Genomic DNA, 22,418 nt, shown 5'->3' on the forward strand with positions numbered 1-22,418 from the left:
AGAAACTTCGGTGCACTGGCCCTGGATAGTGGCCAAAGCCTGGAACCTACGCCACCAGCGGGGATGACGGCAAAGAAGTTGTCAAGGTTGGTACTTTTCGAAGAGTTCACCTAATCACCCTAGATGTTTCTTGGCTTTTTGGGAAAGCCCAAGGGCTTTGATTGGTTAGAATTAGACCCAACCCGAAACTATCCATGGAGGCTAGCTTGGCAACACGGCCAGCAGGAACCTTGTACCGCGGCAAAGTGGGCATGTGGTCCTGGGTTCTACACCGCATCACCGGTGTGGCAATCTTCTTTTTCCTACTTGTGCACGTCCTGGACACCGCATTGGTGCGAGTTAGCCCAGAGGCATACAACGTCGTTATTGAGTCCTACAAGACTCCAATCGTCGGTCTAGCCGAGCTTGGTCTTGTGATTGGAATCCTGTTCCACGGACTAAATGGACTAAGAATCATCGCGGTGGACTTCTGGTCCAAGGGCACCAAGTACCAAAACATGATGTTCTGGGCAGTCATCGTGATCACCGCAGTTTTGGTTGCCGGCTTTACCCCGGTTCACCTAGCTCGAGTCTTTGGAGGCCACTAATGAACGTGGTAATTGAAATCCCAAACCAGCCTCGAAGCCGTAAGGCAGCCAACTGGGAGAAGTACGGCTGGCTATTTATGCGCGTCTCCGGGCCGCTGCTGATTGTTCTGATCTTTACTCACCTAATCGTGAACCTTGTGCTTGGTGATGGCATCAAGGCAATTGACTTTGCATTTGTTGCTGGCAAGTGGGCAGATCCGTTCTGGCAGGTCTGGGACTTGGCAATGCTCTGGCTTGCTTTGATCCACGGCACCAACGGTATGCGCACCATCGTGAACGACTACGCCGAGAAGGAAAAGGTTCGTGTCGGTCTGAACTACACGCTCTGGATCGTATGTGCTCTTTTGATTGTGCTAGGAACCCTAGTCATCTTTACTTTTGACCCTTGCCCAGCTGGCGCAGCTCTCGAGCTATTGCCTTCCTTCTGCCCAGCAAACTAGTTAGGAAATCATGGCCAACGACAACGTGACCTATCACCAGTACGACGTGGTGATCGTCGGCGCTGGTGGCGCTGGCATGCGCGCGGCGATTGAGGCAGGCACTGACACCAAGGTGGCAGTGGTTTCCAAGCTTTTCCCAACCCGCTCCCACACCGGTGCGGCTCAGGGCGGCATGGCTGCAGCCCTTGCAAACGTAGAAGAGGACAGCTGGGAGTGGCACACCTTCGACACCGTGAAGGGTGGCGACTACCTGGTTGACCAGGATGCCGCTGAGATTTTGGCCAAGGAATCAGTTCAAGCCGTTATCGACCTTGAGAACATGGGTCTACCTTTCAACAGAACCCCAGACGGCAAGATCGACCAGCGTCGCTTTGGTGGTCACACCCGCGATCACGGTAAGGCTCCAGTTCGACGCAGCTGCTACGCAGCCGACCGCACCGGCCACATGATTCTGCAGACCCTTTACCAAAACTGCGTAAAGCTCGGCATCGAGTTTTACAACGAGTTCTATGTGCTTGATCTAGTTATGAACAAGGGCAAGCCAGCTGGTGTGGTTGCCTATGAGCTGGCAACCGGCGATATTCACGTCTTTTCTGGAAAGTCGATCATCTTTGCAACCGGTGGCTTCGGCAAGATCTATAAGACCACCTCGAACGCTCACACCCTTACCGGTGATGGCGTTGGCATCATCTACCGCAAGGGACTGCCGCTGGAGGACATGGAGTTCTACCAGTTCCACCCAACCGGTCTAGCCGGCCTTGGAATTCTGCTCTCCGAGGCAGCTCGTGGTGAGGGCGGTATTCTCCGCAACGCATCTGGTGAGCGCTTCATGGAGCGCTATGCCCCGACCATCAAGGACCTAGCTCCGCGTGACATGGTTGCTCGTGCAATGGCTAACGAGGTTCGCGAGGGTCGCGGTGGCGGTCCAAACAAGGACTACGTGTTCTTGGACCTAACCCACTTAGAGCCTGCGGTTATTGATGCCAAGCTTCCGGATATCACCGAATTTGCTAGAACCTACCTGGGCGTTGAGCCTTACACCGAGCCGGTTCCAGTGTTCCCAACCGCGCACTACGCGATGGGTGGCATTCCAACCAACATCAAGGCAGAGGTGCTCAGCGACAACGACACCGTGGTGCCAGGTCTTTACGCAGCTGGTGAATGTGCTTGTGTCTCGGTTCACGGTGCAAACCGCCTGGGAACCAACTCGCTACTAGACATCAACGTCTTTGGTAAGCGGGCTGGAAAGTACGCGGTTGAGTATGCCAGGACCGCCAAGCAGGTCCCGCTTCCAGAGAATGCTGCCGATGAGGTACTTGCAATGCTGGAGAAGGTCCGCAAAGCCAAGGGCAAGGAAAAGGTTGCGCAGCTTCGCAAGGAGCTTCAGGAAACCATGGACAAAAATGCCCAGGTTTTCCGCACCGAGGAGACTCTGCAGGAAGCTTGGGACAAGATTATGGAGCTCCGAGGACGCTACGAGAACATCTCGATCCAGGACCAGGGACGTCGTTTCAACACCGACCTGCTAGAGGCCGTTGAACTTGGCTTCCTATTGGATCTTGCCGAGGTGACCGTTATCACTTGCCGCGAGCGCCGCGAGTCTCGTGGAGCACATCTTCGCGAGGACTTCCCAGATCGCGATGACAAGAAGTTCATGGTTCACTCGATGGCCTACAAGATCGACAAGATCGACAAGGCGACCGGAACCAACATGAAGCTCGGCTGGAAGCCAGTCGTCATTACCAACTACCAGCCGATGGAGCGCAAGTACTAATGTCTCAGCCGAAGATCGCAGAAGTTGCCTCATTCCAGGTGACCCTCATCGTTCGTCGCTTCGATCCAGAGAACGACACCGAGCCAAAGTGGGTTGACTACGACGTCGAGATGTTTGGCACCGACCGCGTGCTTGATGCCCTGCACAAGATCAAGTGGGAGCAGGATGGTTCCCTAACCTTCCGTCGCTCCTGCGCTCACGGTGTTTGTGGCTCGGATGCCATGCGTATCAATGGTCGTAACCGCCTAGCCTGCAAGACCCTAATCAAAGATCTAGACATTTCGCAGCCGATCTACATCGAGCCAATCAAGGGCCTTCCAGTTGAGAAGGACCTGATTGTCGACATGAACCCTTTCTACCAGGCATACAAGGATGTAAACCCATTCTTGATTGCCTCTGACAAGCCTGAGAAGGAGCGTCTGCAGTCCCCTGAGGACCGTGCTCGCTACGAGGACACCACCAAGTGCATTCTGTGTGCTGCCTGCACCACCAGCTGCCCGGTGTTCTGGACCGATGGTCAGTACTTTGGACCTGCCGCGATTGTGAATGCCCACCGCTTTATCTTTGACTCCAGAGACGAAGGCGCTCAGGTGCGCATCGACATCTTGAACGATAAAGAAGGTGTTTGGCGTTGCCGCACCACCTTCAACTGCACCGAGGCTTGCCCTCGTGGAATTGAAATCACCAAGGCAATCGCAGAGGTCAAGCAGGCTATCCTGCGCGGTAAGCCGTAACCATAAGTCGTTGAGTCGCAATGGCTCTAGGACCGAGAGATATGGATAACCAACCAATGCTCAAAGTCACAACTGTCAATGTAAATGGCATCAGGGCTGCCGCCAAGAAGTCGATGGCGCAGTGGCTCAAAGAAGCCGACCCAGACATTCTTTGCCTGCAGGAGGTTCGCGCGCCTCAGGGCGAATTGCTAGCCCTTGCGGTTGACGGTCCGATTGCCATCCCGGGTGGCTGGAACATCTATGACCATGAAGCCACCGCCAAGGGTCGAGCAGGTGTTGCCATTCTCTCCAAGCAACCAGCCCTTGAGGTTAGGGTCAATCTTGGGCCGGATGAATTTGACTCCGCAGGTCGCTGGATCGAAGCTGACTTTGAAACACCGAGCGGCATCTTTACCGTGGTGAGTGTCTATGTTCACTCCGGCGAGGTTGATACCCCGAAGCAAGTTGAGAAGTACAAGTTTCTAAACGCCATGTCCGAGCGCATGCAATGGCTGATCAAAAACCGCGAGTATGCGGTTGTGGTGGGAGACCTAAATGTTGGTCACACCGAGTTGGATATCAAAAACTGGAAGGGCAATCTAAAAAATGCCGGCTTCCTGCCCGAGGAGCGAGCCTTCTTCGATGGCTTTGCAAACCAGGGCTGGGTGGACATGGGCAGGCTCGCCCACCCGGGCGTGCCAGGTCCATACACCTGGTGGTCATTCCGTGGCCAAGCCTTTGACACCGATGCCGGCTGGAGAATCGATTACCAACTAGCTACCCCAAAGCTTGCGGAAAAGGGGCAGAATTATCGGGTTGATAGAGCTCCAAGCTATGACACCCGTTGGACCGATCACACGCCCGTGAACGTCGAATACGACCTGTAGGACAAAAATGACAAAGCCAAACCTGCTCTCGGGAATGCAGCCAAGCGCTGCAAGCCTTCACCTAGGCAACTACCTTGGTGCGCTTACCCAGTGGGTAAAGATGCAGGATGACTTCAACGCCTACTACGTCATCGTTGACCTACACGCCATCACCGTTGCGCAGGACCCAAGCGAACTTCGTCAAAACACCCGTCGCACCGCAGCCCAATACATTGCAGCTGGAATTGACCCAAATAAGTCAGCACTGTTCGTGCAGTCTCACGTTCCTGCTCACGCCCAGTTGGCATGGGTTTTGAACTGCATCACCGGCTTTGGTGAGGCCAGCCGTATGACTCAGTTCAAGGACAAGAGTCAAAAAGGCGGAGCGGACAACTCTTCTGTTGGTCTTTTCACCTACCCGATTTTGCAGGCTGCCGACATCCTGCTCTACCAACCAAAGGCAGTCCCGGTTGGCGAAGACCAGCGCCAGCACCTAGAGCTAACCAGGGACCTAGCAACCAGATTCAACTCTCGATTCGGTAAGACTTTTGAGGTCCCTGAGGCACAGATCTTGAAAGAGACCGCGAAGATTTATGACCTTCAGGAGCCAACTGCGAAGATGTCTAAGTCTGCGCAGGACCCAAAGGGTCTTGTGAACCTTATGGACGAACCCAGCGTGATCGCCAAGAAGATCAAGAGTGCCGTTACCGACACCGACGGCGAGATTCGCTTTGACCGCGAAGCTAAGCCTGGGGTTTCAAACCTGATTGGTATTTACAGCGCAATCACCGGCGAGAGCATTGAGGCCTTTGCTTCCTCGCTGCAGGGCCAAGGCTATGGAGCACTAAAGACCGCCGTTGCGGATGCAGTGGTGGCCGCTCTGGACCCAATTCGACTTAGGGCTCAGGAATTGTTGGCTGATCCTGCCGAACTTGACCGGCTTTTGGCCAAGGGTGCCGCGAAGGCAAATCAAATTGCCGAGCACACGCTTTCTGACGTTTACGACAAGCTCGGCTTTGTGCGCCCATAGCACTAAGGAATTTTCTAGCCAAAACAAGTATTGTTCTAAGTAACACAGTTCTTCGGGGTCAGTGAAAATCTGAGCCGGCGGTTAAAGTCCGCGACCCGACTGGGAGTTTGGCAGCCAGCTAAATGACCTCAGGCGGTTGAATCGGTGAAATTCCGGTACCGACGGTTAAAGTCCGGATGGGAGAAGAACATGGGTGCTGTGCACCCGTTTTTCTCGCGCGCCCGCGGTCTGTGATTACCGAGAGGGCGAAATGAACCAGCAAGCATTCGAACCTGCAATGCGCAGGTCACTCGAACTTGCCCTAAATGGTCCTTCCTACGGCGTAAACCCCCAGGTCGGCGCTGTCATTCTCGATGAAGATTTGAACATCATTGCTGAGGGTTGGCACGAGGGTGCCGGCACCGCTCACGCCGAGGTCATGGCGCTTACCAACCTAAGCGAAACCTACGGGAGCAATCCACCTGCGAACCTAACCGCTGTAGTGACTCTCGAACCATGCAATCACACCGGCAGAACCGGTCCTTGCACGCAAGCATTGATTGCGGCGGGGATCTCCAGGGTTGTTTTTGCATCTCAAGATCCAGGAGATGTTTCCGGCAATGGGGCTGATGCACTTCGCGAAGCTGGCATCGAAGTGATCGAAGGATTCCTCTCGCAGGAAGCCGATCACCAGATAAGAGTTTGGCTAACTGCGAATCGAAATAAGCGAACCTTCGTGACATTGAAGTGGGCAAGCAGCCTCGATGGTAGAAATGCAGCTGAAGATGGCACCAGCCAGTGGATCTCAGGTCCGGCATCTCGCGAGCACACCCACATCACTAGGTCCCAAATCGACGGCATTGCTGTTGGAACTGGAACCGTGTTGGCCGACGACCCGGAACTTACCGCTCGCAAGCCTGATGGCAGCTACTTTGAGCACCAGCCAATTCGAGTGGTGATTGGCCAGCGAGAGCTACCTCAGGACCGCAAGATCTTTAATGACAAAGCACCGACTATTCACCTTCAAACCAGAAATCTAGAGGATGCGCTTACGGACCTTTGGGCACGTGGCGTGAAACACCTCCTGGTGGAAGGTGGCCCAACCCTGGCTAGCCAGTTTGAGCGCGAGAACCTAGTTGATGAGTATCAGATCTACCTTGCCCCGGCTCTAATTGGTGGACCTAAGACGGCACTTAGCGACATTGGAGTTGGCAACATCGCCGAGGCACATCGCCTGGAGATTTTTGAGATCCAGCAATTAGGTAGCGACATTTTTCTTAGAGCCAGGAGGGCCTAATGTTCACCGGAATCATTGAAGAGCTTGGAAGAGTTTCTGCCATCGAGAAGCAGCCAGACGCTATTCGATTGACGATATCCTGCGGCAAAGTACTCAGCGACCTAAAGCGCGGAGACTCGATCAGCTGCTCGGGCACTTGCCTAACCGCGATGGAAATCGATGGCACCTCCTTCACCGCAGACGTGATGCTTGAGACCCTAAAGCGTTCAAGTTTGAGCGAGGTAAAGGTTGGCGATGTCATCAACCTAGAGCGCGCCATGCAGCACGAAACCCGCTTTGGTGGTCACATCGTGCAGGGTCACGTTGATGGTGTTGGCGAGGTTATCTCTCGCGAGAAAAGCGATAACTGGGACTGGGTGCGGGTTCGCATTCCGGCAGATCTTATGAAGTATGTCGTGATGAAAGGCTCCATCACTATCGATGGCATCTCACTGACAGTGAACGAACTAGGCGAAGACCACATTGCGGTTTCGCTGATTCCAGAAACTTTAGAAGTGACCACCCTGGGCTACAAGAACCCAGGCGAAAAGGTCAACGTTGAGGCGGACGTACTCGCGAAGCACATTGAGAGGCTTTTGCAATTCAAATGAGTCAACTTTCAAGCATTGAAGAGGTAATTGCAGCCCTGCAGGCTGGCAAGCCGGTTCTGGTATCCGATGCCGAGGACCGCGAGAACGAGGGCGACGCAATTATCGCCGCCGAGTTCGCCACCCAAGAGTGGTTGGCGTGGATGATTCGCTACACCTCCGGTTACATCTGCGCACCAATGAGCACAGACCGAGCTAACCAGCTGGAATTGCCCTTGATGTGGATCAACAGCGAAGATCCTCACCACACCGCCTACACCGTGAGCGTGGATGCTGCCAGCAGAACCTCAACCGGAATCAGCGCTGCCGAGCGAGCCCTTACCGGTCGAGTACTGGCAGACCCAAACTCCACGGCTGAATCTTTGATTCGCCCAGGTCACGTTTTGCCACTTCGCGCGAAGCCAGGTGGTGTTTTAGAACGCTCTGGTCACACCGAAGCTGCGGTTGATTTATTGCTTTTGGCAGGTCTTCAACCGGTAGGCCTAATGGCCGAGATGGTTAATGACGATGGAACAATGATGAGGTTTGGGGAATTATTGGATACCGCTAAGCGGTTTGACATACCTATGACCACCATTGCAAACCTAAAGGACCACCTATCGCGTCGCGAGTTTAAGCAGACTCAGCCTGCCAACCGCATCCGATTTGAGGCCGAAGCAAACGTTCCTACCACCCACGGAGACTTCAGACTCCGCGGCTACTACGACGTTGAAACCACCGCCGACCACGTGGCATTGATTTCCGGTAACCCAACCGGCGAGAACGTACTTGTCCGCCTGCACTCAGAGTGCATCACCGGCGAGGCCTTTGGTTCACTCAAGTGTGAGTGTGGCCCACAGCTAGATGCTGCAATGGACGCTGCAACTGCAGACCCAAACGGTGGCGTAGTAATTTACCTGCGCGGTCAAGAAGGTCGCGGAATTGGACTTCTAAACAAGCTCAAGGCCTATGCACTTCAGGAAAAGGGTCTCGACACCGTAGATGCCAACCTTGCCCTGGGACTTCCTTCCGAGGCTCGTGAGTACGGCGCAGCTGTTGCGATCCTGCACGACCTCGGTATCAAGAGTGTCCGTCTAATGACCAACAACCCAGCTAAGAGCGATTTCTTGATTGAAGCGGGTATTCCGGTAAATGAGACTGTTCCTTTGATCGTAGGTCTTGCCGCAGAGAACACCGGTTACCTGCAGGTAAAACGCGAGCGCATGGGACACCAATTTCCAGCTAGCCTGTAACCGTGAGTGGATCAGGTGCTCCCGAACTGCGCTCTAGCGCGGCGGGTAAGAAAATTTACGTAATCTCGACAAGCTGGCACACCCAGATCATGGATGGCCTAGTTGCTGGAGCTCTTCGCGAGCTTGAGGCATCAGGTGCCACCAAAGTAATCCAACAAACCGTACCTGGCGCATTCGAGTTGCCATTGGCAGCCAAGTGGGCAGCGGAAAAAGGCGCAGACGTGGTGATTGCGCTCGGAGTCGTGCTTAGGGGCGAAACCCCGCACTTTGACTTCGTCTGCAACGCCGCCACCGAAGGCCTCACCAGAGTTCAGCTTGACCGCGCAATTCCAATTGGGTTTGGACTGCTGACTGTGAACAACGAGAGCGAAGCACTTGCAAGAGCGGGCTTAGAAGGGTCCAAGGAAGACAAAGGCAAGGAAGCTGTTCAAGCTGCCTTGGCGATGGCCAACCTGCGTTAGTCGCCTTTTCTCAACGATTCGCCATCGCGCCAAACTATCGCATAAACAAAGCCTTGAGTCTCACGGTTGTGAAGCTCAAGCCAAGGGCAATCATCACCACAAAGTAAGCGATGTGTCCCAGCACGCTGAGGTCAATCACTCCCAGCATCAAGGATCTGACCAGGTCAACTCCCTGCCAAAGTGGCAGCGCTTTCACGATGACCTCAATCCAGTCCGGGTAAACGCTAACTGGGAAGAAGGTTCCGGAGAACAGGAACATCGGAAGCAGGAAGAAGTTGATCCAGTTCATCTGCTGGAAGTTCTTCATGTAGGAAGTAATCGCCATACCAACCGATGCAAAACCAAAAGCAATCAGAGTCGCAGCCGGAATCGCAAGCAGTCCCCAGGCACTGGTAACCAGCCCCAGTGGCGTAACAATCGCCATAAAGCCGATCGAGTAGGCGGCACCCCTGAGAAGTGCCCATGAGATTTCACCTAGAGCCACATCCATCGGACCAAGTGAGCTCGAGAGCATGACCTGGTAGATCTTGCCAGAGTGCATCTTGAAAAACACGTTCCATGTCGCGTCATAGAGCGCACCGTTCATTGCGCTAGTCGCCAATAGTGCTGGAGCGATGTAGGCCGCATAGCTAACCGGATTGCCACTGCCGTCTTGGATATCTCCAATCAGCTGTCCGATTCCAAAACCAAAGGCCATCAGGTAGAGCACTGGCTCAACGAAGCCGGAGATAATGATCAACCAGTTTGAACTCTTGGCTGCATAGAGAGCTCTTTCGATCATGACCGTGGCTCGACCCGAATAAACCGATGCGCCCGGGCGTTTGGATCGCTTTTCTGCGATGGCAACCGCCTGCGTAATCAAAGCGTGAGTAATCATCGAGACAGACGCTCCCTAAACTTTGGATACACAAAACGCATGCCGACAATGCCCATGATTGCAAGGTATGCCAGGTGGACCAAGAACATGCCATCAGCAAGTTCCATGCCGTATGAAAGATGGCGACCTAGCTGCACCGCGTGCCAAAGTGGCGAGATCCAACCCAAAGGCTGCAAGAAGATTGGCATCTGCTCAAGCGGATAAAAGGTTCCGGAAAATAGAAACATCGGTGCAATTACGAATCGGCCAATAAGTGCAAAGTAGCCCTCATCGCGCTCGAGTCTTGCCGTAATCGCAAGCATCACAGACGCCCAACCCCAGCCGGCCAACATAGAAGAGAGCAGCAGTGGCAAAACGCTGGAGAGCGGAACCGCACCGAAGGCCAAGAGCACACCCAGATACATCAAGGTAGTGAACAGTCCCCTACCAAGGGCGACAATCATTACACCATTGGCAATTTGAGTTGTCGAAACGCTGGTGGCATTGATTGCGAAGAAGACTTTGTCCCAGACAAAACCATCCATGGTTGGGAAGGTCACCTCATCCATCACTCCCTGGATGGCAGCAGATGCCAAAAGCGCAGGAGCAACAAACTGGATGTAGGGGACACCCAAGATGCCACCGCCACCGGTATTGGCATCAACCAAAGCACCGATGCCTAGACCAACCGAAATCAAGTACAAAATCGGGTTACCAAGCCCAAAGGCGATGACCGAGGTCATCCACTTACTCATGGCGTAGAAGCGGTACTCGGCTACTCGCCAAGCGCCAAAGCGCACTGCCCGCTTTGGATCTACCGCGCTACCGGGTTTGAATTCGAGGGACATTAGTCGACCAACGTCCTACCGGTCAGACGTAAGAAGACATCCTCAAGCGATGACCTGCGAACCAGCGAGGTAACCGGGTGAAGACCGGATTCAAGAATCGAGGTAAGAAGCACTTCTCCCTTGTCGGTGTAAATCAAAATTCGGTCTGGCAACAGCTCAAGGCGTTCTCCGCGACCCTCAAGCTGCTTGGCAACTACTTCGTTCTTGTCGGTACCAAAGCGGAGCTCAACAACTTCCTTCGAGGAGTATGCGCGAATCAACTCGGCAGGTGAGCCTTCTGCCATGATCTTGCCCTTATCCATCACGATGATGCGGTCACAAAGCTGCTCAGCTTCATCCATGTAGTGGGTGGTTAGCACCAATGTGACGCCCTGTTCCTTCAGACGGAAGAGCCGGTCCCACAAAATGTGTCTGGCTTGCGGATCCAAACCAGTAGTTGGCTCATCCAGTAGCAAAATTTCTGGCTCGTTTACCAGTCCACGGGCGATAGCCAAACGACGCTGCATACCGCCTGAAAGGTTGTCGGCTTTTTCGTTTCGCTTGTCGGTTAGCTGCGCAAACTCCAATAGCTCTTCAACCTTGGTCTTTAGCCACTTACGAGGCAGTCCAAAATAACGACCATAGGTGACTAAGTTCTCCCAAACCTTTAGTTCACGGTCCAACATGTCTTTTTGCGGCACAACACCAAGGTGTGCACGAATCTCAGGGCCCTTGTCGTTTGGCTCTTTACCTAAAATCGTCAGCTCACCAGAGGTGCGCTGGGACACCGAAGTAATCATCTTCATAGTCGTGGATTTCCCAGCACCGTTTGGGCCGAGAAGTCCGAAGGACTCTCCGCGGTAAACATCAAAGTCAATACCGTCTACAGCCACAAAATCTTTGTACTTCTTGGTAAGGGAACGAGCGCGGATAACGGCTTCGCGCTCAACACTTTTCGACAACTTTGTCTCCATTTCAGGCCCAAATCAGGGCAGCGTTTTAGGTTAGCAAACTGAACTGATTTAGTTACTCATCTGGGTAGATGTGTTTCGATTGGATAAGAAAAAGCTTCCTCTGAAATTCCGTTAAGAGAACATTTGTAGACAAAATCGGTAAACCGTTCCATCCAATCTGTGGAAACTGAACGAGCCTTAAACTGATCTGAGCTCTAGCATTTGTCGCAAAGAAAGATTGGGCCGAAAGATGGCAAAGATTAGTAAAGAGCGATTGACAGCTGTGCCGGAGAGAGACTTTGTTCTTTTCCTAATTGGCATGCGCGTAAACAATTGGTTTGCGATCCACCATTGGCTGCCAGTATTTGCGGCGATGCCGAAAATGCTCAAAGAACTCCACATCAATCGACAGCTAGGTTTTTTGTCATACCAAATGTGGTTTTCTCGCACGATTATCTTGGTTCAATACTGGGAAAGTGCAGAAAAGTTGATTGCCTATTCAAAAGCCAAGGATTCTGAACATCTACCGGCATGGAAGGCATACAACCAGCTGGCGATGAAGTCCGATTCAGTGGGGATCTGGCACGAGACCTACCTAATCGATAAGTCAAAGACTGAGAATATCTACGTCAACATGCCACCTTTTGGATTCGGAAAAGTGGGCAATGTCCAATCGGCATCAGGGGCGCGTAACACCGCGAAAGCCAGACTTTCTGGAAAGTAGGCCGTTTGGTCTAGCTACCTGGCAAAGCTTGATATCTTTCTCCCATGGAGAAGCTGGGTAATCGTCGTAAGACCGGGGTGGAGCAGTATTACACCCCAAAAGACCTAGCACTTGAATTGAGCACGCAGCTTCTGGTAGTTACAGGAATCGACCACAGCTTCTTAGAACCCTCTGGAGGCAACGGTGCCTTCATTGATGCGCTGATTCAGCTGGGGGCCAAGTCCATTGAAGCGGTAGATCTTTACCCTAAGCATCCAGGGGTTCAAGAGGCCGACTTTCTAAAATACATCCCCAAGGGTGAGAACTTGGTTACGGTTTCGAATCCCCCCTTTGGGCGAAACAACTCGCTGTCGATTCCGTTTTTCAATCACGCCGCCGAGCACAGCGACTTCATCGCCTTCTTGGTCCCGAGGTCATGGAGAAAGTGGTCGGTGCAAAACCGCCTTGATCGCCGCTTTCACCTGGTTTCCGATCAGGATGTTGCCGTGAACTACGTGACCGACTCAGGCGAACAAATTGGCACCAACAATGATCTGCGAACCTGTTTTCAAATATGGGAGAAGCGTGCTGATCTTCGCCCCAAGGCTAGAGTCGAAGATCAGGGCTTGGTAAAAAAGTGCAGTCCCGAGGCAGCGGATTTGGCAATCAGGGTCTTTGGCTTTGGCTGCGGCAAGGTTTACCGGGACTTCCCACGGGCTGCAAACACAACTTTGATGTTCCTCACAGTTTCCGATGCCAGAGTGTTTGACGTCATTGAAGGGTTAGATTATGAGAGGTTCACACTGAACACCTCATACACCAGAGCACTGGCTCTGCCCGAGCTGAATTACCTGCTCAACGAGGCGATCTTTGGTGACCCAATGATCAGACTAGAGGCGTAACTTGAGCGATTACCGCGACCCAACCGAGAACCCAAGGTCCAGAGAATACAAGGGCCCCAGAGCAAAACTCAGCGACCTCACCCCCTACCTCTTAGACCACAAAAAGGCACTCATTGTTGCCCTGGTTCTTTCGATTTTCACCTCGCTACTTTCATTGGGCCAACCGCTTTTGATGGGTCAGGTTATCTCTGCGGTTGAAGAGGGTAAGGAATTTACGAATTTGGCCATTGGGATAGTTGTGCTTTTGGTGAGCGCCGCTTTGATCAATGGTTTTCAATTCTTCTTGCTGTATCGAACCGGCGAGGGCGTGGTGCTTGGCACCAGGAGAAAGCTGGTTTCCAGGCTGCTACGCCTTCCAATCAAAGAGTATGACCGCCGCCGCATCGGAGATCTAGTTTCCAGAGTTGGTGCCGACTCGACACTGCTCAAGTCCGTCCTTACCCAGGGCTTAGTGGACGCAGTTGGTGGGATGCTGCAGTTTTTTGGCGCGATTATCGTGATGGCGTTTATTGACCCGATTCTTTTGGGTTCTACCTTGTTGGTGGTTTTTGTTGCCGTTGCCGCGATCGCAATGACTGGTCGTAAGTTGCGAAGCGCAACCACAAAGGCTCAGCAAAAGGTCGGTGCCATGAGCGCATCGGTTGAGCGAGCACTAGGAGCGATTCGAACCATTAGAGCTGCCCGCGCCGAGACTCGAGAGGCAGAGGCAATCGACAAGGATGCGATTGCCGCTTATGACCAGGGCGTCAAGATTGCAAAGCTAAGTGCGATCGTGGCTCCAATCGCACAGATTGCTTTCAACACCGCATTCATTGTGGTGCTTGGACTAGGCGGTCTTCGCGTTGCCACCGGTGCGACCTCAATCTCCAGCCTGGTCACCTTTGTGATTCTGTTGTTCTTCATGGTTGGTCCTCTTATCTCGGCCTTCGGTGCCTACTCATCAGTGATGAGCGCGCTGGGTGCCTTGGCTCGAATTCAAGAGATTATGGTTATCGACGAGGAGGACCAGGGACAGGGTGGCTTAGTCCCAGCTGGCGATAACGCTGTTGAATTCTCAATGATCGGTTTCAACTACGAAGCTGCCGAAGGCGAAGAATCAAAACCCATCCTGGAGAACGTCTCATTCCAGATTCCTCGTGGTACCAGGGTCGCGCTAGTTGGACCATCCGGCGCTGGAAAATCCACCATCTTCTCGCTAATCGAGCGGTTCTACGAACCAACTTCCGGTGAAATCCTGCTGGATGGCCAGCGCGTAAAAGAGATGTCACTAGAGACCCTGCGCTCGCAGATTGGTTATGTCGAGCAGGACGCTCCTGTGCTGGCCGGATCGATTCGAGAGAACCTGCTGCTGGGCCGCGCCGAAGCTACCGATGAGGATCTTCGACAGGTTTTGGATATGGTGAATCTCACCGAGGTGCTAAACCGTGATGCCTCCGGTCTTGATGCCGAGGTTGGCGAAAACGGCATCATGCTCTCTGGAGGAGAGCGCCAAAGACTTGCGATCGCAAGGGCTCTGCTTGCTGCTCCCCCGATTCTGTTGCTTGATGAATCAACCAGCGCACTTGATGGGCCGAACGAGCAGCGCATGCGCGAAGCCATTGATGCGGTTGCTAAAAACCGAACACTTATTGTGATTGCTCACAGGCTTTCAACCGTTGTCGACAGCGACCAAATCATTGTTCTAGAACGCGGCAAGGTGGTTGGTTCAGGAACCCACTCTGAGCTTGTCAAGTCCACTCCGCTCTATGCGGAGCTTGCGAAGCACCAGCTACTGGTCTAGTTGTAGAGTTGGGCCATGAGTGCGGCCCAAAGCCAGTCCTCGGCAACGCAACGAAGCTTTGCAGAAAAGCTCGATCTTGCCGACCCACTGGCACATTACAAAGAGCAATTTGTCATAACCGACCCAAATCTTTGCTACCTAGATGGCAATTCCCTAGGGCGACTTCCCAAGAAAACGGTTGAGGTCATAAACCACTTCCTGCTCAATGAGTGGGCGCCGGAATTGGTCGATGGCTGGAGTCATTGGATTGACCAGGCACAGTCAGCTGGAAATCTTTTGGCCAGAAGCGTGCTTGGCACCACCGATGGTCAGACCCTGGTGTGTGACACCACGAGCGTGAATTTCTACCAACTCTGCATGGCTGCGCTGAAAGCTAGACCTGGACGCAAAACCGTAATCATCGACTCAGCAAATTTCCCAACCGATCGCTACATCTTGGCTGGCATCGCGGAGCAATTAGGCCTGAACCTAATTACCTTGAATAACGATGGCCTTGGTGGTCCTGGTGCTGTTGATGTCGAACATGACTGCGAACTAATAAGCCCACAGGAGCTTGAAAAGCACCTCAGTGATGATGTTGCGTTCGTAACCCTGCAGGCGATCCAGTACCGCTCTGGTGGCAGGCCTGACATCAAGGGAATTACCGACGTTGCCCGAAAGCACGGAGCGCTAGTGATTTGGGACTGCTCACACGCGGCCGGTGCCATTGACCTTCAATTCGATGCAAACGGCGTGGACTTAGCGGTTGGCTGCACTTATAAATATGGCAACTCAGGCCCTGGCTCACCGGGCTGGATGTTTATCCGTAAAGAACTGCAGGACCAGTTGCGCATCCCTATTCAGGGTTGGTTCTCGAATGATCGACAGTTTGAAATGGGTCCTTTCTATGAAAAGGCCGAAGGTATTCGAGGCTTCCAAATCGCCAGCCCTAGCATCATAGGAATCCGCGGGGTTGAAGTTGCATTTGAAATGATCGCTGAAGCCGGAATCGAGAAAATTCAAGCCAAGGCTGCCAAAGGCACAGATCTGATGATTGAACTATTTGATGCCTGGTTGGCACCACTTGGCTTCACTTTGGGGACTCCACGCGATTCCAAAAAGCGTGGTGGGCATATCATCGTGATTCACCAAGATGCCAAGCAAATAGCGGTTGCCCTTCGAAAGCTAAAGAATGTGATTCCGGACTACCGCGAACCAGGAGCAATTAGATTGGCAATCTCACCGCTTGCCACCAGCTACACCGAGGTATTCGATGGCTTTGAGAGGCTTCGCGATCTTGTGTCATCTGGTGATTACAAAAAAGTCCAGCTAGATGGGAACCGCGTCACATGACCCACGATAAGCACGTCAGCTACACCTCCTACCTCAAGGTTGATGAGCTGCTCACATTGCAGCAGCCACTCAGCGATGGCCCAGAACACGATGAATTGCTATTCATAACCATTCACCAGGTCTACGAATTGTGGTTCAAGCAGATCCTGCACGAAGTCGCAGCTTCCCAGAAGGCCCTTGAGGCAGGAGATACTCATCGATCACTATCGCTTTTGGGCCGGGTGAGAACCATCATGAAGACCTGTGTTTCTCAGCTCGATATTCTCGAGACCATGACTCCGCTGCAGTTCAACTCCTTCCGCGCTCGACTTTCAAGCGCATCGGGTTTTCAGTCTGCCCAGTTCAGAGAGTTGGAAGCTGTATTGGGTCGTCGCGACCATGCAGGCGCTAATGCCGATAAGGGCAGCGGCATGGGAATGGCAGAACACCTTGTTCCAGGTTCCGCGGCCCGCGCCAAGGTGGAGGCCGCCATGCTTCGACCATCGCTATGGGATTCAGCGCTGCACTATTTCCACTCTCGAAAGGCAATGCCAGAGGGTGCACTAACGCGCGATGTCACAGCTAATTGGGAGCCAAACGAGGAAGTGCAGCAGGTTTTGATTGAGCTACACAGATCCGACCCAGAGGCCTCTATGGTCTCTGAAGCGCTGGTTGATTTTGATGAGGGGCTTCAGGAGTGGCGTTACCGTCACGTGAAGATGGTCGAGCGAACCATCGGTCGCAAGATGGGTAGCGGAGGTTCAAGCGGGGCTGGTTATCTTGCGAGCACGCTGTTCAACCCGGTGTTTCCAGATTTGTGGGCTATTCGCTCTCAGTTTTGAGCTGCTAGAACTACGTTCTTCAGCAACATCGCTCTGGTCATCGGCCCTACGCCACCAGGATTTGGTGAAAACCAACCGGCAACCTCGGCAACTCTTGGATCGACATCTCCAGTTAGCCCAGTAGCGGTTCTCGTGATGCCAACATCAAGAACAGCAGCACCGGGCTTGATCCACTCTGGCTTTACGAAGTGGGGCTGACCTAGGGCTGCGACCACGATGTCTGCTCGGCGAACAGCTTCAGGAATGTCCTTGCTCGCACTGTGAAGCATTGTGACGGTTGAATCGATGCCCTTGCGGGTCATTAGCAATCCAAGCGGTCGACCAACAGTTAGACCTCGACCAATAATGGCTACCTCGGCACCTGCGGTTGGCACCTGGTAGCGACGAAGCAGCTCAACGATTCCACTGGGAGTGCATGGCAGTGGCGAAGACATCTCACCGGAGACGTTCATTACCAACCTGCCAAGGTTTATTGGGTGAAGACCGTCTGCATCTTTAGCCGGATCCATCAACTCCAAAATCGAATTTGAATCAATGCCCTTGGGAAGCGGCAGCTGAACAATGTAGCCGGTAACTTCTTTGGAGTCATTTAGGTCTCTAACCGCCGCTTTGATATCGCTAAGAGAAGCTGAGGCGGGAAGGTCGATGCGAACCGAATGCACGCCAATCTCCGCACAATCGCGGTGCTTGCCAGCGACATATGTTTGCGACCCAGGATCGTCTCCAACTAAAAGCGTTCCAAGACCAGGCTTGATGCCGGCTTGGTGCAGCTTGGCGACCTGGAGAGCGAGTTCGGCTTTGATTGCCTTGGCGGTAGCCAAGCCATCGAGCACGATTGCAGTCAAGGATTTACCAGTTTTCGAGATTTGAGTAAAGCGGAATGCTTTCAGTGAGCTTGTGAACGCGAGCGCGCAGTGCAGCAAGGTCAGCACCTGGCTTTAGAGCGTTAGCAATAATGTCTCCAACCTCAGTGAATTCCTCTGCGCCAAAGCCACGGGTTGCCAACGCAGGAGTTCCGATGCGGATGCCTGAGGTAACCATTGGTGGACGTGGGTCAAATGGCACTGAGTTCTTGTTCACGGTGATGCCGGCCTCGTGCAGGATATTCTCTGCGTCCTGACCGGTGATTGGTGCGTTTCGAAGGTCAACCAAAACCAAGTGCACATCGGTTCCGCCGGTTAGAACCGAAACACCTGCTGCAGCCACATCTGGCTGAACCAAACGCTCGGCGATGATCTGTGCGCCCTCAATGGTGCGCTTTTGACGATCTATGAAATCTGGCTGCATCGCTGCCTTGTAGGCAACTGCCTTTGCAGCGATCACGTGCATTAGCGGTCCACCCTGCTGGCCTGGGAACACAGCGGAGTCGATCTTCTTGGCAAGTTCTTCTTTGCACAAAATCATTCCGGAACGAGGTCCAGCCAAGGTCTTGTGAACGGTTGAGGAAATCACGTCGGCATAAGGAACTGGGCTTGGGTGAACACCGGCTGCCACCAAACCTGCGAAGTGAGCCATGTCTACCCAAAGCTTTGCGCCAACCTCATCCGCGATGGAGCGGAAGGCTGCGAAATCCAAGTGGCGAGAGTAGGCCGACCAACCTGCGATCAAAACCTTCGGGCGAACTTCAAGTGCTCGCTCGCGAACATTGTCCATGTCGATCAGGTAGGTGTTTGGGTCCAATTCGTAGGCGTGCGGCTCATACATCTTGCCCGAGAAATTTAGCTTCATACCGTGGGTTAGGTGACCACCGTGAGCCAGCGACAATCCCAAAATCTTCTCGCCTGGGTTGGCCAAAGCCATCATTACCGCAGCGTTAGCCGTAGCACCGGAGTGTGGCTGCACGTTTGCGTGCTCAGCACCAAAGAGCTCCTTGGCTCGATTACGAGCTAGCTCCTCTGCAACGTCCACAGCCTCACAACCACCGTAGTAGCGCTTGCCTGGGTATCCCTCGGCGTACTTATTGGTGAGCACAGAACCCTGCGCCTCCAAGATGCCGCGTGACACAAAGTTTTCGCTGGCAATCATCTCAAGGGTGTGACGCTGACGATCAAGTTCTTGCTCCAAGACGGCAGCAATTTCCGGATCGGTCTCGGAAAGCGGTGAACTAAAGCTGGCTGGTTGAGTTGGCATGGCACAAGTTTACCAGCCCGCAAGGGCCTTTCTTTGGCGAATCACTCAATAGGATTGGGGGATGGCTAGCTCAAAAGAACACTGGGTCCTAACGTTTGTATGCCCTGACCAAAAAGGTATCGTGCATGCGATTACCGGAGCTGTGGTTGAAATAGGCGGCAACATCACCGAGAGCCAGCAATACACCTCGCTGGACACCGGCAGATTCTTCATGCGCCTTCAGATTGAGGCAGACACCACCAAGGAAGCTTTTGGCAGGCAGTTCGAAGAAATTGCAACTCGCTTTGAGATGACCTACGTGCTTGATCACGTTGGTCGCAAGATGAAGACTCTGGTTTTGGTATCTAAGGCTTCACACACTTTGAACGACCTGCTCTACCGACAGCGCGCTGGTCTTTTGCCAATTGAGATTCCAAGAATCGTGGGAAACCACCCAGATCTTGAAAACCTAGCGGAGTTCTACGGCATCGAATTTGAAAGCTTCAAGGTTCAGACCCAGCAGGAGAAAACGAACTTCGAGAGTCACCTGCGCCAGTTGATTGCCGAGCAGGGCATTGAGCTGATTGTTTTAGCCCGCTACATGCAAATCCTCTCCCCTGAGTTCTGCAAGGACTTCACCGGCCGAATCATCAACATCCACCACAGCTTCCTGCCTGGCTTCAAAGGTGCAAACCCCTACGCCCAGGCTCACGCTCGCGGTGTGAAGCTGATTGGAGCAACTGCTCACTTTGTGACCGAAGACCTAGACGAAGGTCCGATCATCGAGCAAAACGTCACTCGCGTTGAGCACTCCGATTCCAAACAGCACCTAGTTGAAATTGGTCAGGATGCTGAGTCAAAGACTTTGACTCAGGCGGTCAAGTGGTTCGCAGAGCACCGTGTCCTGCTGGATGGCCAGCGCACCATCATCTTCCGCTAAACCCTCTGACTAATCCGATTACCAGCAGGGTCAGCGACCCCAAACCAATAAGCCAGATCCATTGTGAACCTTTGGTCTGATCAGATTCCAGCTTTTCACCCGCGACCGACTCGATAACCACTTCCTCTGAAGTCACTTCAACCATCCTGGGAGAATCCGCGGCCTGTGTGTCGTTTTCTTCTTGAAGGGCAGCTAGCAAGGATTCTTGGTCCATAGCAGTCTCCTCTGGCTCACTATTTGCAGGCGGAGTGATTGTCACCACAACAAGCTCCGTATCCCATTCGACGATCGCCGATTCAGAAACAGCAACCACTGCCGAATCCGAAACCGATGGACTTGAAGATTGCTGGATCTCGGGCGAGGTTGTTGGCAACTCAACGCTTGGTGGTGGAGTCGGGGCTGGTTCTGGATTCGCGATTGGAGGTGGAGTTGGTTCCGGAGTCGGGGTTGGGGTTGGTTCCGGAGTCGGGGTTGGGGTTGGTTCCGGAGTCGTGACAGGTGGTGGAGTAGGGACGCCTGGAACTGTGGCATCGATTTCGATACCGACCACGTAGTCCTCCGATGGCCCCAGGGAGCTTGATCCAACAGTGTTTGCCAGTAACACCAGCTCAACCAATCCCGAAGGGCAGTCCAGAAGCTCAACCTGTGCGGTGGCATCTAGCACCTCTAGGTATCCGAATAAGCAGCCAACGGTTACTCGAAAGTCATCGCTGGTTAGGTTTTCAATTGGTGCATCGAACATCAAGATAAATCGCGTTTTGTTGATTGACACCTGCTCGGCGAATGCGCCTACCACGGTTGGCACTGGGTCTCCAGCTGCGCCCGCTGGCAGCGCACTAAGTCCAATTAGTGCGGATGCAAGCAAGATTCTTGAGTAATTAGCCATGGGGAAAAAGTAAAACCCCCAGCAATTTCTTGCAGGGGGTTTTCCACAGCCTTATCGATTAACCGATTCTGGCCTTTAGGTTCTGAGCCAAGGTAGCCATGAACTCCTCGGTGCTCTGCCATGCCTGCTGCTGGCCAACCAAAGCTGCAAGGTCCTTGGTCATGTGACCGGCCTCAACGGTTTTGATGATGACGTCCTCTAGGGTTTCAGCAAATTCGTGAACCTCAGGTGTGCCGTCTAGCTTGGCGCGGTGCATAAGGCCTCTGGTCCAGGCGAAGATCGACGCAATTGGGTTGGTCGAGGTCTTCTCGCCCTTCTGCCACTGGCGGTAGTGACGAGTCACGGTGCCGTGAGCAGCCTCAGCCAGTGCGGTCTTGCCATCTGGGGTAGTTAGCACCGAAGTCATAAGACCTAGCGAGCCAAATCCCTGAGCCACGGTGTCAGACTGCACGTCGCCGTCGTAGTTCTTGCAAGCCCAGACGTAGCCACCCTCCCACTTGAGCGCTGCCGCAACCATGTCGTCGATCAGGCGGTGCTCGTAGGTGATGCCGGCTGCCCCGAACTTGGCTGCGTACTCGGCCTGGAAGACCTCTTCGAAAGCATCTTTGAACGCGCCATCGTAGGCCTTCAAGATGGTGTTCTTGGTGGAAAGGTAAACCGGGTAGTTGCGAGACAGACCGTAGTTGAACGATGCGCGAGCAAAGTCACGGATCGAGTCCATGTAGTTATACATACCCATTGCAACGCCACCGTTTTCTGGGTAGTCAGCGACGGTCATGGTCTGTGGTTCTGAACCGTCAGCTGGGGTCCAGGTCATGGTTACGCGGCCTTTGCCCGGAACCTTGAAGTCAGTTGCCTTGTACTGGTCACCGTGAGCGTGACGGCCAATGATGATTGGCTTGGTCCAACCCGGCACCAAACGTGGCACGTTAGAGATGATGATTGGCTCGCGGAAAACTACGCCGTCAAGGATGTTACGAATGGTGCCGTTTGGGCTCTTCCACATCTTTTTTAGCTTGAACTCGGTAACTCGTGCCTCATCCGGGGTGATGGTTGCGCACTTAACACCAACACCGTGCTCACGAATCGCGTGTGCTGCGTCGATGGTTACCTGGTCGTCGGTAGCGTCGCGGTTCTCAACCGATAGGTCGTAGTACTCAAGATCAACGTCTAGAAACGGAAGGATTAGGTGGTCCTTGATGTCCTGCCAAATGATGCGAGTCATCTCGTCGCCGTCAAGTTCAACGACCTTGCCAATCACCTTAATTTTGTTCAATTTTTCTCCTGATAAACCTGCGCTACATGCGCGAAATAGCCGACACAAGCCTATCGGTTAGCATGGC

Annotated in this window: 24 protein-coding genes and 1 riboswitch; of the genes, 16 read left to right on the forward strand and 8 right to left on the reverse strand. The window is 53.3% G+C overall.

Features of this window, described 5'->3' with window-relative positions; genetic code table 11:
* Positions 1-110 (reverse strand): sugar phosphate nucleotidyltransferase (locus tag AC128V_RS02790; RefSeq protein ID WP_482763180.1); only part of this gene is annotated, 110 nt, incomplete at its 3' end.
* Between the two features lie 84 nt (positions 111-194).
* Here AC128V_RS02790 and sdhC point away from each other — a divergent pair.
* The 10 genes from sdhC to ribH all read left to right on the forward strand — a co-directional run bounded on the left by sdhC (position 195) and on the right by ribH (position 8,966).
* Positions 195-587, forward strand: coding sequence for a succinate dehydrogenase, cytochrome b556 subunit (gene sdhC, locus AC128V_RS02795; protein WP_482763157.1), 393 nt, complete (start codon positions 195-197; stop codon positions 585-587).
* Positions 587-1,027 (forward strand): succinate dehydrogenase hydrophobic membrane anchor subunit, encoded by a 441-nt coding sequence (locus AC128V_RS02800; protein WP_482763158.1) that lies wholly within the window; start codon positions 587-589, stop codon positions 1,025-1,027. Before sdhC ends, AC128V_RS02800 begins: the two co-directional genes overlap by 1 nt.
* Before the next feature lie 10 nt (positions 1,028-1,037).
* Entirely contained in the window at positions 1,038-2,801 is a 1,764-nt protein-coding gene (gene sdhA / locus AC128V_RS02805) for a succinate dehydrogenase flavoprotein subunit (RefSeq protein ID WP_482763159.1), read from the forward strand.
* On the forward strand, positions 2,801-3,535 hold the full coding sequence (locus AC128V_RS02810) for a succinate dehydrogenase iron-sulfur subunit (RefSeq protein ID WP_482763160.1): 735 nt from the start codon (positions 2,801-2,803) through the stop codon (positions 3,533-3,535). Before sdhA ends, AC128V_RS02810 begins: the two co-directional genes overlap by 1 nt.
* Before the next feature lie 41 nt (positions 3,536-3,576).
* The gene (locus tag AC128V_RS02815) at positions 3,577-4,401 is read left to right on the forward strand and encodes an exodeoxyribonuclease III (protein ID WP_482763161.1); all 825 of its coding nucleotides are present in this window, start codon (positions 3,577-3,579) and stop codon (positions 4,399-4,401) included.
* 7 nt (positions 4,402-4,408) lie between these two features.
* Positions 4,409-5,410, forward strand: a complete 1,002-nt coding sequence (gene trpS, locus AC128V_RS02820) for a tryptophan--tRNA ligase (protein WP_482763162.1) — start codon at positions 4,409-4,411, stop codon at positions 5,408-5,410.
* 44 nt (positions 5,411-5,454) lie between these two features.
* A riboswitch (FMN riboswitch) is annotated at positions 5,455-5,602 on the forward strand.
* A 58-nt stretch (positions 5,603-5,660) separates the two neighbouring features.
* The gene (gene ribD / locus AC128V_RS02825; RefSeq protein ID WP_482763163.1) at positions 5,661-6,686 is read left to right on the forward strand and encodes a bifunctional diaminohydroxyphosphoribosylaminopyrimidine deaminase/5-amino-6-(5-phosphoribosylamino)uracil reductase RibD; all 1,026 of its coding nucleotides are present in this window, start codon (positions 5,661-5,663) and stop codon (positions 6,684-6,686) included.
* Positions 6,686-7,276, forward strand: coding sequence for a riboflavin synthase (locus AC128V_RS02830; protein WP_482763164.1), 591 nt, complete (start codon positions 6,686-6,688; stop codon positions 7,274-7,276). Before ribD ends, AC128V_RS02830 begins: the two co-directional genes overlap by 1 nt.
* Positions 7,273-8,505: a GTP cyclohydrolase II gene (ribA, locus tag AC128V_RS02835; protein WP_482763165.1), complete on the forward strand. Its 1,233-nt coding sequence runs from the start codon at positions 7,273-7,275 to the stop codon at positions 8,503-8,505. The genes AC128V_RS02830 and ribA overlap by 4 nt, the downstream gene beginning before the upstream one ends.
* A gap of 2 nt (positions 8,506-8,507) precedes the next feature.
* The gene (ribH, locus tag AC128V_RS02840) at positions 8,508-8,966 is read left to right on the forward strand and encodes a 6,7-dimethyl-8-ribityllumazine synthase (RefSeq protein ID WP_482763166.1); all 459 of its coding nucleotides are present in this window, start codon (positions 8,508-8,510) and stop codon (positions 8,964-8,966) included.
* Between the two features lie 34 nt (positions 8,967-9,000).
* Here ribH and AC128V_RS02845 read toward each other — a convergent pair whose 3' ends face one another.
* From AC128V_RS02845 to AC128V_RS02855, 3 genes are read right to left on the reverse strand one after another with little or no spacing between them, the layout of a single operon-like run.
* Positions 9,001-9,843 carry an ABC transporter permease gene (locus AC128V_RS02845; RefSeq protein WP_482763167.1) on the reverse strand — a complete coding sequence of 281 codons (843 nt, stop codon included), beginning with the start codon at positions 9,841-9,843 and terminating at the stop codon, positions 9,001-9,003.
* Positions 9,840-10,670, reverse strand: a complete 831-nt coding sequence (locus AC128V_RS02850; RefSeq protein WP_482763168.1) for an ABC transporter permease — start codon at positions 10,668-10,670, stop codon at positions 9,840-9,842. The genes AC128V_RS02845 and AC128V_RS02850 overlap by 4 nt, the downstream gene beginning before the upstream one ends.
* Entirely contained in the window at positions 10,670-11,611 is a 942-nt protein-coding gene (locus AC128V_RS02855; RefSeq protein WP_482763169.1) for an ABC transporter ATP-binding protein, read from the reverse strand. The genes AC128V_RS02850 and AC128V_RS02855 overlap by 1 nt, the downstream gene beginning before the upstream one ends.
* A gap of 241 nt (positions 11,612-11,852) precedes the next feature.
* Between AC128V_RS02855 and AC128V_RS02860 the strand changes: the two genes are divergently transcribed.
* Genes AC128V_RS02860 through AC128V_RS02880 form a run of 5 tightly spaced genes read left to right on the forward strand, consistent with a single transcriptional unit; the run spans position 11,853 to position 17,140 of the window.
* Positions 11,853-12,326 carry a DUF4188 domain-containing protein gene (locus tag AC128V_RS02860; RefSeq protein WP_482763170.1) on the forward strand — a complete coding sequence of 158 codons (474 nt, stop codon included), beginning with the start codon at positions 11,853-11,855 and terminating at the stop codon, positions 12,324-12,326.
* Positions 12,327-12,370: 44 nt separating this feature from the next.
* Positions 12,371-13,207, forward strand: coding sequence for a hypothetical protein (locus AC128V_RS02865; RefSeq protein WP_482763171.1), 837 nt, complete (start codon positions 12,371-12,373; stop codon positions 13,205-13,207).
* Position 13,208: 1 nt separating this feature from the next.
* Entirely contained in the window at positions 13,209-14,987 is a 1,779-nt protein-coding gene (locus tag AC128V_RS02870; protein ID WP_482763172.1) for an ABC transporter ATP-binding protein, read from the forward strand.
* Positions 14,988-15,002: 15 nt separating this feature from the next.
* Entirely contained in the window at positions 15,003-16,319 is a 1,317-nt protein-coding gene (locus tag AC128V_RS02875) for a kynureninase (protein ID WP_482763173.1), read from the forward strand.
* Entirely contained in the window at positions 16,316-17,140 is an 825-nt protein-coding gene (locus tag AC128V_RS02880; protein ID WP_482763174.1) for a tryptophan 2,3-dioxygenase, read from the forward strand. The genes AC128V_RS02875 and AC128V_RS02880 overlap by 4 nt, the downstream gene beginning before the upstream one ends.
* Here AC128V_RS02880 and AC128V_RS02885 read toward each other — a convergent pair.
* The gene (locus tag AC128V_RS02885) at positions 17,131-17,985 is read right to left on the reverse strand and encodes a bifunctional methylenetetrahydrofolate dehydrogenase/methenyltetrahydrofolate cyclohydrolase (RefSeq protein WP_482763175.1); all 855 of its coding nucleotides are present in this window, start codon (positions 17,983-17,985) and stop codon (positions 17,131-17,133) included. The two genes, AC128V_RS02880 and AC128V_RS02885, sit on opposite strands and share 10 nt — an antisense overlap.
* Before the next feature lie 4 nt (positions 17,986-17,989).
* Positions 17,990-19,270, reverse strand: a complete 1,281-nt coding sequence (gene glyA / locus AC128V_RS02890; protein WP_482763176.1) for a serine hydroxymethyltransferase — start codon at positions 19,268-19,270, stop codon at positions 17,990-17,992.
* 61 nt (positions 19,271-19,331) lie between these two features.
* Here glyA and purU point away from each other — a divergent pair, with 61 nt between their 5' ends.
* Positions 19,332-20,189: a formyltetrahydrofolate deformylase gene (purU, locus tag AC128V_RS02895; RefSeq protein ID WP_482763177.1), complete on the forward strand. Its 858-nt coding sequence runs from the start codon at positions 19,332-19,334 to the stop codon at positions 20,187-20,189.
* Here purU and AC128V_RS02900 read toward each other — a convergent pair.
* Complete coding sequence (locus AC128V_RS02900) at positions 20,176-21,075, reverse strand: hypothetical protein (RefSeq protein WP_482763178.1); 900 nt, start codon at positions 21,073-21,075, stop codon at positions 20,176-20,178. The two genes, purU and AC128V_RS02900, sit on opposite strands and share 14 nt — an antisense overlap.
* A gap of 58 nt (positions 21,076-21,133) precedes the next feature.
* Positions 21,134-22,351 (reverse strand): NADP-dependent isocitrate dehydrogenase, encoded by a 1,218-nt coding sequence (locus AC128V_RS02905; RefSeq protein ID WP_482763179.1) that lies wholly within the window; start codon positions 22,349-22,351, stop codon positions 21,134-21,136.
* Between the last annotated feature and the right edge of the window lie 67 nt (positions 22,352-22,418).

The sequence above is a fragment of the Aquiluna sp. genome (genome assembly GCF_965064355.1).